This is a genomic window from Rossellomorea sp. y25, assembly GCF_038049935.1.
GTDB lineage: Bacteria > Bacillota > Bacilli > Bacillales > Bacillaceae_B > Rossellomorea.
This window is the reverse complement of sequence record NZ_CP145886.1, coordinates 1,353,167-1,367,500: the sequence shown is the minus strand read 5'-3', so window position 1 is coordinate 1,367,500 and position 14,334 is coordinate 1,353,167. Positions and strand designations below refer to the sequence as shown.

At 43.1% G+C, this 14,334-nt stretch carries 15 protein-coding genes (1 of these 15 running past the window's edge); 2 read left to right on the top strand and 13 right to left on the bottom strand.

The genetic code is table 11. The annotated features are described in order from the left end of the window. From perR to AAEM60_RS06705, 8 genes are all read right to left on the bottom strand, one after another. Positions 1–143 carry the 5' end (the start) of a peroxide-responsive transcriptional repressor PerR gene (gene perR / locus AAEM60_RS06740; RefSeq protein ID WP_299745124.1) on the bottom strand. It extends 304 nt beyond the left edge of the window, so only the first 143 of its 447 coding nucleotides appear in the window; its start codon is at positions 141–143; its stop codon lies off the left edge, out of view. 87 nt (positions 144–230) lie between these two features. Then, positions 231–779: a cob(I)yrinic acid a,c-diamide adenosyltransferase gene (locus tag AAEM60_RS06735; protein WP_299745121.1), complete on the bottom strand. Its 549-nt coding sequence runs from the start codon at positions 777–779 to the stop codon at positions 231–233. A 1-nt stretch (position 780) separates the two neighbouring features. Beyond that, the gene (locus AAEM60_RS06730; protein WP_299745118.1) at positions 781–1,731 is read right to left on the bottom strand and encodes a D-2-hydroxyacid dehydrogenase; all 951 of its coding nucleotides are present in this window, start codon (positions 1,729–1,731) and stop codon (positions 781–783) included. Positions 1,732–1,958: 227 nt separating this feature from the next. Further along, entirely contained in the window at positions 1,959–2,423 is a 465-nt protein-coding gene (gene bcp / locus AAEM60_RS06725) for a thioredoxin-dependent thiol peroxidase (protein WP_341357707.1), read from the bottom strand. A gap of 72 nt (positions 2,424–2,495) precedes the next feature. Beyond that, complete coding sequence (locus AAEM60_RS06720; protein ID WP_299745113.1) at positions 2,496–2,900, bottom strand: ion channel; 405 nt, start codon at positions 2,898–2,900, stop codon at positions 2,496–2,498. A 61-nt stretch (positions 2,901–2,961) separates the two neighbouring features. Continuing rightward, positions 2,962–3,747: an ABC-2 family transporter protein gene (locus tag AAEM60_RS06715; RefSeq protein WP_299745110.1), complete on the bottom strand. Its 786-nt coding sequence runs from the start codon at positions 3,745–3,747 to the stop codon at positions 2,962–2,964. A gap of 3 nt (positions 3,748–3,750) precedes the next feature. Continuing rightward, the gene (locus AAEM60_RS06710) at positions 3,751–4,542 is read right to left on the bottom strand and encodes an ABC-2 family transporter protein (protein WP_299745107.1); all 792 of its coding nucleotides are present in this window, start codon (positions 4,540–4,542) and stop codon (positions 3,751–3,753) included. A gap of 60 nt (positions 4,543–4,602) precedes the next feature. Further along, on the bottom strand, positions 4,603–5,613 hold the full coding sequence (locus AAEM60_RS06705; RefSeq protein WP_299745104.1) for an ATP-binding cassette domain-containing protein: 1,011 nt from the start codon (positions 5,611–5,613) through the stop codon (positions 4,603–4,605). A gap of 204 nt (positions 5,614–5,817) precedes the next feature. Between AAEM60_RS06705 and AAEM60_RS06700 the strand changes: the two genes are divergently transcribed. Beyond that, positions 5,818–7,104 (top strand): glutamate-1-semialdehyde 2,1-aminomutase, encoded by a 1,287-nt coding sequence (locus AAEM60_RS06700; protein WP_299745101.1) that lies wholly within the window; start codon positions 5,818–5,820, stop codon positions 7,102–7,104. Between the two features lie 255 nt (positions 7,105–7,359). Next, complete coding sequence (locus AAEM60_RS06695; protein ID WP_113970037.1) at positions 7,360–8,442, top strand: aromatic acid exporter family protein; 1,083 nt, start codon at positions 7,360–7,362, stop codon at positions 8,440–8,442. 53 nt (positions 8,443–8,495) lie between these two features. On the opposite strand, the gene nikC is transcribed toward AAEM60_RS06695, so the two are convergent. From nikC to AAEM60_RS06670, 5 genes are all read right to left on the bottom strand, one after another. Further along, positions 8,496–9,392: a nickel transporter permease gene (nikC, locus tag AAEM60_RS06690; protein WP_044339707.1), complete on the bottom strand. Its 897-nt coding sequence runs from the start codon at positions 9,390–9,392 to the stop codon at positions 8,496–8,498. A 28-nt stretch (positions 9,393–9,420) separates the two neighbouring features. Next, the gene (locus AAEM60_RS06685; protein ID WP_299745093.1) at positions 9,421–10,425 is read right to left on the bottom strand and encodes an ABC transporter permease; all 1,005 of its coding nucleotides are present in this window, start codon (positions 10,423–10,425) and stop codon (positions 9,421–9,423) included. 276 nt (positions 10,426–10,701) lie between these two features. Next, positions 10,702–12,291, bottom strand: a complete 1,590-nt coding sequence (locus AAEM60_RS06680) for an ABC transporter substrate-binding protein (RefSeq protein ID WP_299745154.1) — start codon at positions 12,289–12,291, stop codon at positions 10,702–10,704. Positions 12,292–12,365: 74 nt separating this feature from the next. Beyond that, complete coding sequence (locus AAEM60_RS06675) at positions 12,366–13,331, bottom strand: dipeptide ABC transporter ATP-binding protein (RefSeq protein WP_299745090.1); 966 nt, start codon at positions 13,329–13,331, stop codon at positions 12,366–12,368. Continuing rightward, positions 13,306–14,322: an ABC transporter ATP-binding protein gene (locus tag AAEM60_RS06670; protein WP_299745087.1), complete on the bottom strand. Its 1,017-nt coding sequence runs from the start codon at positions 14,320–14,322 to the stop codon at positions 13,306–13,308. Before AAEM60_RS06670 ends, AAEM60_RS06675 begins: the two co-directional genes overlap by 26 nt. Positions 14,323–14,334: the final 12 nt, after the last annotated feature.

Sequence of the window (14,334 nt, the reverse complement as noted above, 5' to 3'; positions counted from 1 at the left end):
TTATATATATCATCAGCAGTTGGATGAGCCATTGAATCAATGAGATACTCTAATATCGCATGACGTTGAGGAGTAATACGGACTCCCGTTTCCTTCAATGTCGAAATCGCTTCTTTTAATTGTCCTTCTTCAGACATCGTCATGCACCTCTTTTCATAAGAATTATTATTTTATAATCTTTATAAATAGTGTACTAATCATCGGTCCCTTTTGTCAATCTTTCTCCCTAGTTACTCGTGTAAGTTTTTCTCTTGTTCCCCGAGCTGCTGGTTTATATAGCGGCCTGCAACGAAAAGGTAGTCAGAAAGTCTGTTCAGATAAGAAAGGACCAACGGATTAATGTCTTCATCAATGCCAACCGCTTCTCTTTCGGCTCTTCTCACGATTGTTCTGGCTGTGTGAAATGCAGCTCCAGCAGGCTGACCTCCAGGAAGGATGAAATTGCTAAGGGGCGTAAGGGCGCCATCAAGAAAGTCGATTTGCTCTTCCAGTTCTTTAATATGTGATTCTTCAAGCTTCCATTTCACTTCTTTCCCTGCAGGAGTAGCCAGTTCCGCTCCAACATGAAAGAGAATGGTTTGTACCTTATGAAAGAACTCCTCAAACTTTTCTTTTCCATCAAAGTATTCAGCTTTAAGGTAGCTTAGACCTAAACCAATCATGGAATTTGCTTCATCGCATGTCCCGTATGCCTCTACACGCTGATCTTTTTTTGACACTCTCGTTCCATATACTAAAGACGTCGTTCCCTTATCTCCCGTTTTTGTATATATTTTCACCCTAATATCCCCTCTCTGCATCAATCACGTTAATATAGTTTCCACTCTTCTTACTATATGTAGTTAAATTCTTTTTAAAAATATCAAGTGCTCTTGGCATGTATTTTTTTGTGATGCTGGATAGATGAGGTGTCACCGTTATCCCTTCATTCTGCCAGAAAGGATGATCCTTGGGTAGTGGTTCCTTGTCAAACACATCAAGATACATATGACCGATCAACTTCTTTTCATTCGCTTCAAGAAGAACGGATTCTTCTATCAAATCACCGCGGCCTATGTTGATAAATACAGCCGTGTCCTTCATTTGTTCAAAGTGAACAACCTTTAGGAGATGCTTCGTTTTAGCAGTACTGGGGAGAACGGATACGACGTAATCTGCGTGCTGCAGCTGCTCTGTGAATGTTTCCAGTGTGAACATGCTGTCAAAGTGTTCCGCGTGCGATCCGCTGGAGTTCACACCACTCACTCTCATGTGAAACGCTTTGGCCAACCGGGCGATTTCTCCTCCAATCGCTCCCGCTCCGAGTATAAGGAGAGAAGCTTGATGAAGTTCTGCGGTCGGAAGTCTTCGGCTCCACACGTTATCGCTTTCCTGTTTCAATACCGCTTGAAGCTGTTTTGCATACTGAAGCATTAATCCGATTGTAAACTCAGCCATAGGAATTTTATGGATTCCCCTTGCATTGGTCACCAGGATGCCTCTTTTTTTGATGGCTTCAAATGGCATTTTTTCCAGTCCTGCCGAAGTGACCATGATCCATTTGCACTTCGCACTCTTTTCAATGTGGTCGTCCGTTAGGTCTTCACCCATAGTGACAATCACCTCTGCGTTTGGAAGTTCATTTTCTGCTTCTTTGATTTTTTTATAAAAGAGAAATTCAACCGCAGGGAAGCTGTTTTTCATGTCTGAGACGAATTCTTCCTTGGGTTGAAATGTAAAGATGATTTTCATGTGGCTGCCTCCCATCACTATTACCCATTATTTTACCATACGGGAGAGCAATCGCCCTAGCTTTAGCATCCTTGAGGCATAAAAAAAAGAGGACCGACATGGTCGATCCTTCTACACGGATGAGACTGACTTATTTGAGGAGGTTGCCCTACTCTTACTATATGTCCTTACACGCTTTGTGAATGGACAAAAGCCTCGACCCAGTTAAAATAGGCTTGAAAATAGGCTTAGGAAAGGTTCTCTTGAATGTATTGCAGAGCTTCCTCCACATGTCCCTTCACTTTCACCTTTCTCCATTCCTTTGAAAGGTTTCCTTCTTTATCGATAATGAAGGTGGAACGTTCAATTCCCATATATTCTTTCCCGAAGTTTTTCTTCAGCTTCCACACGCCGTACTCCTCTGCCACCTTGTGATCTTCATCTACAAGAAGAAGGAATGGCAATCCATGCTTGTCTACAAACTTTTCATGCTTATCAACAGGATCCGGGCTCACTCCTAAGATAACGGCATCCAGATTTTCGAAGTTTTCATGCTGATCCCTGAAATCACATGCTTCTGTCGTGCAGCCAGGTGTCATATCCTTTGGATAGAAATAAAGGACCACGTTTTTTCCCTGGTAATCCGAAAGCTTCACCTTTTCTCCATTGCTTGCAAGTAATTCAAATTCCGGTGCTTTTTGACCAACTGTCATGTATCTTCCCCTCCATTGGATAGTATTCTGACTTTAGCGTACCCAAAAGCAGGAAAAAACTCAAACCATACGCTACTTGTTTTCGTAGTTTAGGAATGATTTCACGACAAAGGCCGCAGGGATAGTGTAACCCAGCCATGATTCAATGAGGGCAATTCCTCTCCCGATCCCAATAGGTGTGACATCCCCGTACCCTACTGAGAAGAGGGTGATGCCACTGAAATACATTGTGGTAAAGAAATGATCGAGAAAGTCTCCGGTTAAAGGTTTCCCTCCTTCAACGAGAATCGGAACCCCTTCAAGCTCAAGGAGTGTAAACAGAAGGCCAAATCCGATCATGATCGTGATATAACTCATCCCCAGGAAGATAAAGTGATGAAATGAAACGTGATGCTCTTTCCATCTGGAAGGATAAAATAAAGCCCGTAAACTCATCACCATGCAGAACAGAATGAAAAAACCAATGATATAAAGCATGTACATACCCTCTTTTTTCTGCTTGTCTTAGTATATGTACGCTTTATACCTCAGAATCATTCTAGTTACCTGCACCCCTGTATCGTTTCACTCCTTCATTCCATAACACGATCGAGAAGATAAAAAATCCGATGCCCACAAAAGGAGTCAGAAACGAGTATGGATACCATTCCGTCTTTTCCAGGAAAAAGGCAGATGGATAGACTCCAACGAACGCGAATGGAAGAATCCACGTTAACACGAAACGAATCACTTTATTATAGATATCAACGGGGTATCTTCCATAGTTTCCGATATTGTACATCATCGGCATGATCGACGTTTTCGCATCCGACCAGAACCCGATGCTGGCAAGGGCGATGAAGATCCCTGCATACACCAGAGCTCCCCCAATGACAAAAAGGATAAATAAAATGGGTTCGTACCATTCAAAGGTAATATCCAGTCTTCCCCCGGCGTAAAACATAACCGAAAGGCCCGTGATCACTCCGAAAAGCGACTCCAGTTCCATTCGCTCTAAGATGATTTGAAACAAGCTGTGTATGGGACGGGTCAGTATCCGGTCGAACTCTCCCTTGACCACATACCTGTCGTTAAAGTCCCATATATTGAAGAACGAACTAAATAGTGCAAACGGGACCAGGAAGAAACCATAGATGAAAATAATTTCGTCTCTTGTCCAGCCGCTCAACAGCTGAGTATGGCCAAACACGACCAGGATAAATACGAGGTTAACTGCCTGAAACAGTAAATCAGAAAGAATCTCCACAACCAGGTCGGCCCTGTATTGCAGTCTGATCTTCATATATTGGGCGACGTATTGAAAAAACATCTTCACATAAAACATCGGTCACCCTCCTTGAATAATCATTTGTTTTTTTGCCATGACCCAGAGTATCTTGATAGGTATGAGAAGAACCAATGACCATACGCCCTGCATAAGTATCGCATTGAATGATTCAGAAGTAGTAAAGCCATCGGTGAAAATCATGCTGGGAACATAACTTATACTTTGGAACGGTAAGTATCCCATCACATTTTGCGCCCAAAGCGGGAAAAAATGAATCGGAAGCAATAAGCCGGAGAACAAATCAATGACCACTCGTTTCGCCCGGATGAGACCGTCATTATTAAATAAGAAAAAGGTCGTGATCCCCGTCAGCAAATTGATTTGTGTATTGATAATGAAACTAAACAGGATTGAAATCGCAAATAAGCCCAATGTATCTAATCCTGTACCGAATTGAAGCGGGAAGATGAGGCTGACAATAATCATTCCCGGGAACGAGAAAAATAACAGTCTGAAGATTCCCTCTCCGAGTCCCTGCATCGTCTTCATCCCAAGATAGTTATAGGGCCTGATAAATTCAACAGCCACTTTTCCTTCTTTAATTTCCTGAGCGATTTCACGGTCAATATTATTAAAATAAAAGGCCCTGGCCATCCAGGAAACGGCTACATAGGTGGTCATTTGAATGATTGACAACCCTTCTATATCTTGCTTTCCACCGTAAATAGCCTGCCATAAGAAATAGTAAGCACCTATATTGATACTATATATTAATATTCCACTATAATAATTAGTTCTGTATGCCAGCATCATGAGAAAGCGGATGCGAATCATTTCAATATACTTAGCCATGATACCCTCCTTCGCACTGGAGCTCACTATTAAATGGAATGATGGCTTCTATTCCATTACTCATCTTGTTACAGCTCCTTTTTCATAGATGTTTCGAATGATTTCTTCTGTTGTCGTTTCTTCTATTTTCATGTCTTTCACTTTGAAGTTCGCCACGACTTTCGTTATCAGTTGTGAGATTACTTCATCATCCGCTTCAGTTAAAGCCGAATAGCTCTGTTTTTTCTCATCGAAAGACCAGGAGATATTCTGATTTCCAGTAAGGTCGGATAAAGCAGTAAGTGACGTATCATCAAGAAATTGAAACACGACTTCCTTTTGGTCTCCCCAGTTCTCTTTCAGCTGACTCAGTGCACCATCATAAATGATTTTTCCTTCATCCAACATGACGACCCTTTCGCAAAGAGCTTCAATATCAGATAAATCATGTGTGGTTAACAAAATCGTCGTATTGTACTTTTCATTGATTTCTTTTAAAAATTGACGGATTTTCAGTTTCACTAGAACGTCTAACCCGATCGTTGGTTCATCAAGAAATAGCAAAGGCGGATTGTGAACTAGCGCCGCCGCTAACTCGCATCTCATCCGCTGTCCCAGGGATAATTTACGGACAGGCTTGTCCAGAAGCGGTGCGATATCCAGCGTCTCTATGACATGATCCATATGTTCCTGGTATTGCTGATCCGGCACTTTATACACTTTCTTTAAAAGCTGAAAGGATTCCTGAACCGCGATATCCCACCAGAGCTGTGAACGCTGTCCGAACACAACCCCGATTGTCTGAACAAATTTTTCCCGGTCGCGGTGAGGATTCATTCCATTGACGGTCAGCTCTCCACCGGTTGGTGTCAAGATCCCAGTCAGCATTTTGATGGTGGTGGACTTCCCTGCACCGTTTTCACCAATGTATCCGACCATCTCTCCCTGCTTCACATTGAATGAGATATCATTCACCGCAGGAACGATTTTATAATTACGCGTAAACAAATCCCTGAATGCCCCTTTTAATCCGGAACGACTGGAAAAAGCCTTGAATTCCTTACGCAAATGATTGACTTCGATTGCATTCATGCTGCGTCCTCCTATAATCGATAAGTATTGGTGCCTCTTTTACAAACAAAGAATAGTGTACCACAGAGAACAGGTTCCCTTTGAACAGTCTGCTTGAAAATAAATGTGTCCAATGATTCCCTATTTGCTAAAGTACAAATAGGCGTACTACAATAGAGTGGTAGCTTACCAGATAATCAAATACATTTTTTTCAGGAGGTAAACATGAAATTCACTGAATCAGAAACTTTACATACAGAAGCACTGGAACATATCGTCGGAGGCGTGAACAGTCCATCCCGTTCATATAAAGCAGTAGGCGGAGGTTCTCCGGTGGCGATGGAAAGAGGACATGGCGCATACTTCTGGGATGTAGATGGGAACAAATACATCGATTACTTGGCAGCATACGGTCCTATCATTACCGGTCATGCTCACCCACATATCACAGAAGCGATCAAATCCGCAGCAGAAAACGGTGTCCTATACGGAACGCCTACCCGTCATGAAGTGAAATTCGCGAAAATGATTAAAGAAGCAATGCCATACATGGATAAAGTACGTTTCGTGAATTCAGGAACGGAAGCCGTCATGACGACGATACGGGTAGCACGAGCTTACACAGGAAAAGATAAGATCATTAAATTTGCAGGATGTTATCATGGTCATTCCGATCTGGTACTTGTCGCTGCAGGTTCAGGCCCTTCTACTCTCGGCACCCCGGATTCTGCCGGCGTTCCGAAGAGCATCGCCCAGGAAGTCATTACCGTTCCTTTTAATGACATCGAACCCTTTAAAGAAGCAATGGAAAAATGGGGAGATCAAATTGCTGGAGTGCTCGTTGAACCGATCGTTGGGAACTTCGGAATTGTGGAGCCGAAAGAAGGCTTCTTAGAACAGGTAAATGAAATTGCACACAGTGCAGGAAGCCTTGTGATTTACGATGAAGTCATCACGGCATTCCGCTTCATGTACGGCGGGGCTCAGGATATGTTAAAGGTAAAGCCTGACTTGACGGCGCTGGGGAAAATCATCGGCGGCGGTCTTCCAATCGGGGCGTACGGCGGGAAGAAAGAAATCATGGAACAGGTCGCTCCGTTAGGTCCTGCCTATCAAGCAGGTACAATGGCAGGAAATCCCGCCTCCATCCTTTCAGGAATTGCCTGCCTTGAAGTGTTAAAAGAAGAAGGCGTATATGAGAAACTTGATAAACTCGGAGAAATGCTTGAAAAGGGGATCCTTACAGCAGCTGAAAAACATAACGCACCAATCTCCATTAACAGATTAAAAGGAGCTCTCACACTTTACTTTACTACAGAAAAAGTGGAAAACTATGAGCAAGCTGAAGCGACCGATGGGGAAATGTTTGCGAAGTTCTTTAAGCTGATGCTTAATCAGGGAATCAATCTGGCTCCTTCTAAATATGAAGCATGGTTCATTACGACCGCTCATACAGAAGAAGATATCCAAGTAACGATCGATGCAGTCGATCGTGCATTCGCACAATTATAATAGAATAACCTAAAGACTGTCCCACCTGCGTTGGGCAGTCTTTTTTTTACCATTTTCAGAATAACTCTTACCTTCCCGGCATATTTATTCATTCTGTAGAAGAATTCCGCCTGCTGTGATTTGTTTATCCCCCTCTACAAAAAGGTACATATTCTGTAAAAACTTATTTAGATTTGCCTATTGATATTACTTGTAAGTACATGTATAGTACAGTATTGTTTATAAATACGTTACACAAGAAAGGATCCTAATTCCATGAAACTTGGTGCTCGCATCCTAAAAACGGGAATTGCGATTGTATTAGCTTTACTTGTATCGCAGCTATTGGGTATACCTTCTCCAGTGTTTGCTGGAATCGCGGCGGTCTTTGCCGTACAGCCCACCATTTATCGCTCCTATCTATCGATCATCGAACAGATTCAAGCGAACCTGATCGGTGCTGGGATTGCTGTTATTTTCGTTCTCTTATTCGGTAGCAATCCACTTATTGTAGGTCTTGCTGCTGTCATAGCCATTGCCATCATTCTTAAACTAAAGTTGCAAAACACGATTGGTCTTGCCCTGGTAACGTTGATCGCGATTATGGAAGTGACGGATCAGGATTTTATTCAATTTGCATTCATCCGCTTCTCAACCATCATGATCGGGGTATTCTCATCGTTCATTATTAACCTGATTTTCCTGCCGCCGAAATACGAAACGAAGCTATATCATAAAATATCTGATTCAACAGAAGAAATCTTAAAGTGGATTCGATTAAGTTCAAGGCACGCAACAGAGTTCCACCTCTTAAAAAAAGACTTGGAGCGTATTAAAGAAAAGCTTATAAAGGTCGATCAATTGTATCTTCTCTATAAAGAAGAACGAGATTATTTTAAGAAAAATTCGATTGTCAAAAGTCGTAAGCTTGTGATTTTCCGTCAGATGATTTCATCAACGAATCGTAGCTTTGACATTTTGAAGCGATTGAACCGGTATGAAAATGAAATCTTTCAGTTACCGGATGAATTACGGGGAGTTATCAAAGGCCAGCTCGATTGTCTCCTTACTTACCACGAACAGCTTCTATTGAAGTTCTTAGGTAAAATGCATCCACATGCAGAGTCTGAAGCTCAGCAGGATGTGTGCATGCATCGGAAAGAACTGATGAATATCATGATCCAGGAAGTAAAACAGCATAGTAAAGATGAAAATATTCATAACTTCCATCTGCTTCATATTTTCTCGGCTATCTTTGAATACGATGAGCATTTAGAGCATCTGGAAAAACTTATCACAAGCTTTCAATCGTATCATAAAGAAGACAATGAAGTGATGATCGGGGAAGAAGAAGAATAAATAGAAAACGGAGCAAAGGATGTTAATGCCTTTGCTCCGTTTTATTGTTCTATTTAGTTTTTCATCTTAGGATCAAGGGCATCCCGAAGTCCGTCCCCCATCAAGTTGAATCCCAGTACCGTCAGCATGATGGCAAGTCCAGGGAAGATCATTGTCCAAGGGGCTTGCAGCATGAACGTACGTGCGTCAGCCAGCATTTTCCCCCATTCCGGTTGAGGGGCTTGAGCTCCTAAACCAAGGAAGCCAAGTGCCGCTGCTTCAATAATAGCAGTCGCAATGGCAAGGGTTCCCTGTACAATGATCGGCGCCATACTGTTAGGAAGGATATGACTCAATAGAATACGGCTATCTTTCATCCCAATGGCTTTAGCAGCCATAACATACTCTTCCTGCTTTACACTCAACACCCGTGACCGAATGAGTCGTCCAAAGTTTGGGATATTGATAATCGCAATGGCAATTAAAGCATTTCTCAGGGATGGCCCAAGAGCAGCTACAACAGCGATCGCTAACAGGATACTTGGGAATGCAAGCATAATATCAAAGATTCGTGAGATGATCGTATCCACCCATCTTCCATAATAACCTGCCACGATACCAAGTAGACTTCCTACTACTGCGGAACCGATAACTGCAAAGAAACCTACCCATAATGAAATTCGTGCCCCATAAATAATTCTGGACAATATATCCCGCCCAAAGTCATCTGTTCCGAGCCAATGTTCGGAAGATGGAGCTTGAAGTCTTTTCGATAAATCTTGTTCATTGATGCCTTGTGGGGCGATGACGGGTGCAGCAATGGCTAAGACGACAAAGAAAAGCACGATGAAAAATCCGACTAAAGCTATTTTGTTTTTTCTAAAGCTTTTCCACGCTTCCTTCCAAGGAGAAACCGTTTCTTCCTGCAGGGAAGGATGAAGCTCCTTTTGTGGTTCTGCTAATTCTGCCATGAGAGTTCACCTCTTTCTTCTATTGATGTTAGTTGTATTTAATGCGCGGATCGACTGCGGCATATAGTAAATCGACAATTAAGTTGATGGTGACAAAGATCGTTGCGACTACGAGAATGCCGGACTGTACAACAGGATAATCACGGAAGCCGATCGCTTCATAAATATAGCGACCAATTCCAGGCCATCCAAAGATTGTCTCAGTCAATATCGCTCCCCCTAATAGGAGCCCCATTTGCAGACCGATTACCGTCAGTACTGGAATGATGGCATTTTTAAGAGAATGCTTGTACACCACCCAGAACATCTTCAAACCCTTGGCACGGGCAGTTCGAATATAATCGGAACGCATCACCTCAAGCATGCTTGAACGGGTCATACGGGCAATGATCGCCATTGGAATCGTAGCAAGTGCGATCCCCGGAAGGATCAGATGCCTCAGCACTTCACCTAATTGGTCGAAACGCCCCTGTATGATGGTATCTATAATATATAGATTCGTAATGGCATCGATTGGATTTCGGATGTTTTCCCTTCCTGTGGTCGGGAGCCAGTCAAGTTGAATACCAAAGATCCACTGCTCCATCAAACCAAGCCAGAAGATCGGCATGGACACCCCGACCAAAGCCAGGATCATAGCTGTATAATCAAACCACGAGTTTTGGAACCAGGCACTGATAATACCCGCATTCACCCCTATGACCACGGCAATGATGATCGCTACAATCGCCAATTCTGCTGTCGCGGCCAAGTACGGCCAGATTTCATTTGAAACTTCTGTTTTAGTACGAATGGAACTGCCTAAATCACCTGTTAAAAGGCCTTTTAGATACTCAAAATATTGAACATACCAGGCATTATCAAGACCTAACTGACCTCTAAGCTGCTCAATGGCTTCCTTAGAAGCCTGTTGACCCAAGATCACCTGGGCGGGGTCCCCTGGTATCGCACGAATGATAAAGAATACAATAAAGGTCATCCCTAATAATACGGGTATTAATTGAAGTAATCTTCGTATGGTGTATTGGAACATTTTGTTCACCTCTCTGAAAGGAGATTCTAGTATTCTTGGTAGCTTGCTTAAATCGTTTTCACGTTACATGCTCTGTTCGAGCCGCCTCCGCTTTTCTTTTTGTCCAGCTACGGCGGGTAGCCCCTCGAGGTCATAAGTCAATCTTGCCCCAAAGGCAAAAAACGCCTTTCGTGCAAGCTCGCCTTATGCTTGTCGGGGCTGAACGAGCCGCCTCCGCTTTTGTATGTACAAAGGGGAGATTAAAACTCATCTCCCCTAGGTTGAATCTTATTACGATTATTCCATATCTACTGAACCTAAGAAGTCAGATCCGGTTGGATGCGGTTGGAAGTTCTTCACAGCCGCACTACCAGCCAATAATGGTGTAGAGTGCGCCAGAGGTACCCAAGGAGCATCTTCATGGATGATTTCTTGAGCCTGTTTGTACATCTCTTCACGTTTTGCTTGATCTGTTTCAGATTGAGCAGCAATTAATAATTCATGAAGCTCATCATTGCTGTAGTAAGTGTAGTTGTTGCTTCCGATATTGTCTTTATCAAGTAATACATATAGGAAGTTATCTGCATCACCGTTGTCACCAGTCCATCCAAGTAAGAATGCATCCGCTTCTCCGTTACGGGCTTTTTCTAAGTATGTCGCCCACTCGTAAGATACGATTTTCGCTTTCACCCCTACTTCTTGAAGGTCGGCTTGAATCGCTTCAGCTACTTTTTGACCATCCGGCATGTATGGACGTGGAACAGGCATTGCCCATAATTCCATTTCGAATCCATCTTCGAGTCCTGCTTCAGCAAGAAGTTCCTTGGCTTTTTCAGGATTGTATTCATATCCTTCAAGTGCGTCATTGTATCCCCCAATAACTGGAGGCATTGGGTTTTTCGCTACTTCTGCTCTTCCTTCGAAGAATGCGTCAATGATTTCCTGCTTGTTGATTGCATAGTTGATCGCTTGACGTACTTTTGGATTATCAAAAGGTTTACGAGTTGATGTTAACCCTAAGTATCCAACGTTCATAGAAGGACGTTCGAATAATTGTAATTGGTCATTACCTTCAACTTGGGCTGCATCACTTGGATTGATACCATCTGCAAGATCGATTTCACCAGAAACCAGCGCGTTAAGTCGTGCAGAGTTTTCAGGAATTGATTTGAAGACAACTTGATCTAATTTCGGTAGATCTTTTTTCCAGTAGTCTTCATTCTTGACTAAAACGATTTTGTCATTACGCTTCCACTCTTTGAACTTGAAAGGACCTGTTCCGGCATCAGTCGGTGCTTCACCTAACTTATCACCTAACTCATCAAGAGCTTTAGGACTTACAATCGCAAACGGGCTCATCGCAATGTTCTTTAAGAACGGAGCCTGTGGACGTTTAAGGACAAACTCAACGGTTTTCTCATCAACCGCTTTTACCTCATTGATAACATGACCTTCATCACCCTTAAATCCACCAAACATAGATTTATAGTAGTAGAATGCCTCTTCATTTCCATTCATCCAACGCTCGAAGTTCTTCACGACTGCGTCAGCATTGAAGTCTGTACCATCTTGGAATTTGACCCCTTCACGAAGTGTGAACGTATACGTCAAACCATCATCAGATACCTTCCACGCTTCAGCTAATCCTGGATTTGGTTCTGTATCCTGCTCACCAAATTCAACTAGAGTTTCAAAGATATTCTTTGTTACTTTAAATGATTCACCATCCGTAACCGCAGCAGGATCAAGTGCTACTGAATCCCCTCCGCGACCAAAGATCAATACTTTAGGATCGCCACTTTCTTTACTATCGCTGCCTTCGCCTGAAGAGCTTTCATTCCCTCCACATCCGTAAAGAACGGATGATACGAGTAGGATGAGCAGCATTAAAATTGACCAGCTTTTTTTTCTCAACTAAATCCCCTCCTGAATAATGTTTATATACTTATGAGACTTGCCTTCTAGTAAAGATGACAAGCTACATAATGCCCTGGTTGGTGTTCCTTGAATTCTGGCACTTTCTGTTTACATATCTCCGTAGCATGCGGACACCTGGTGTGGAATGTACAACCACTCGGTGGATTGGACGGGCTCGGAATATCCCCTTGCAAGAGAATTGTTTCTCTTTTGAAATCAGGATCCGGCACCGGTACCGCTGATAGTAGTGCCTGGGTGTATGGGTGAAGCGGTTTTTCATAGAGAGTTTCACTATTACTCAGCTCTACCATTTTTCCGAGGTACATCACGCCTACCCGGTCACTTATATGTCTAACTACACCTAAATCATGCGCAATGAAGATATAGGTGAGTCCGAACTCTTTTTGCAAATCCTGCATCAGGTTCAGGACCTGGGACTGAATGGATACGTCAAGAGCTGACACAGGCTCATCGGCAATGATGAGTTTTGGGTTTGTCATAAGTGCTCTGGCGATACCAATTCGCTGCCTTTGTCCACCACTGAATTGATGTGGATAACGTTTGGCATGATAACTGCTTAACCCAACAATATTGAGTAGTTCATGAACCCTCTTTTTTCTTTCCTTCGCTGAACCCATTCCGTGGACCTTTAATGGTTCTTCGAGAATCTGCTCAACAGTATGCCTTGGATTCAAGGAAGCAAAAGGATCCTGAAAGACCATTTGCATTTCCCGGCGAATCTTTCTCATTTCTGAGTTTGATAGACTGGTAAGTTCTCGATCCTCGAATGTCACCTTTCCTTCCGATGGATCGATGAGTCTCATAAGCATCCTGCCCGTCGTCGACTTTCCACATCCGCTTTCTCCTACGATCCCAAGTGTCTCTCCTTTATTCACGGTAAAAGAAACCCCATCTACCGCTTTTACCGAACTGACAGGTCGTCCAAGAATTCCTCCTGTAATCGGAAAGTGTTTCTTAAGATTCTCAACCTTTAGCAACGGTTCCGTCATAAACTCCCTCCTCCACTTCATCGAACAGGAAGCATCGTGTGCAATGTCCTTGTGATGTTTCATATAATTCCGGTGTTTCGACTAAACAGCGATCGAAGGCATAATCACAGCGGGCTGCAAACCGGCATCCGGTCTTGATGGATCCCGGTTTAGGAACATTCCCCTGAATTGAATGCAATCGCTGCTGCTTGATTCTCATGTCCGGTACGGATTGAATCAGACCTTTCGTGTAAGGATGCTGCGGGTTCTTGAAGATTTCTTCTACCGTACCTTCTTCCACCACTTTACCTGAGTACATAACGACCACTCGTTCACATGTTTCGGCTACAACTCCCAAATCATGAGTGATCAAGAGGACCGCTGTATTCAGCTCTTTATTTAATCGTTTCATCAATTTTAAAATTTGGGCCTGAATCGTCACATCAAGAGCGGTTGTCGGCTCGTCTGCTATCAACACACGTGGATCACAGACCATTGCCATGGCAATCATGACCCTTTGTCTCATACCGCCTGATAGCTGATGCGGGTATTCATTGATCAACTCTTCCGATCTCGGCAAACCTACCATCTTCATAATTTCGATTGCTTTATCTCTTGCTTGTTTCTTTCCAACCTTCGTATGTATCCGTATTGCTTCCGTTAATTGATCACCTATGGTAAAAACAGGGTTTAAAGATGTCATCGGTTCCTGGAAGATCATCGCTATATCATTACCCCGGATATCTCTCATCCGCTTTTCCGATGCTTGTGTCAGATCTTCATCTTTATAAAGAATCTTTCCACCTACTATTTTCCCCGGTGGTTTCGGTACAAGGCCCATTATGGATAGGGATGTAACACTTTTACCACATCCGCTTTCCCCGACGACCCCGAGCACCTCCCCTTCATTCACATGAAAACTAACTCCATCGACTGCAGGAACTTCTCCGTCATCAGTAAAAAAGGAGGTCCTTAAATCTTCCACTTTTAGTAAAGGACGCGCTTCGCTCATTCAAATCCTCCT